Genomic DNA, 252 nt, shown 5'->3' on the forward strand with positions numbered 1-252 from the left:
TAATGCCTCTTTTAATGTGCAGAGCATCTATGGAAGCACAGCAAAAATTTGCACCGAACAAACGACCATATTTGATTTCCCGCTCTGGATGCGCCGGATTGCAGCGTTATGTTCAGACATGGAGTGGGGACAACCGAACTAACTGGGATACCCTTCGATACAACACCCGCATGGGGCTGGGAATGAGCCTCTCAGGATTGTATAACATTGGTCATGATGTCGGTGGTTTTTCTGGTGATAAGCCTGATCCAG

General features: G+C 47.6%; 1 protein-coding gene. It reads left to right on the top strand.

Features of this window, described 5'->3' with window-relative positions; all coding sequences use genetic code 11:
• On the top strand, nucleotides 1–252 hold a 252-nt coding region (locus tag SB816_RS33520), incomplete at both ends, for a TIM-barrel domain-containing protein (protein WP_410548443.1).

The sequence above is a fragment of the Achromobacter sp. SIMBA_011 genome (assembly GCF_046535435.1).
Lineage (GTDB): Bacteria > Pseudomonadota > Gammaproteobacteria > Burkholderiales > Burkholderiaceae_B > Achromobacter > Achromobacter dolens.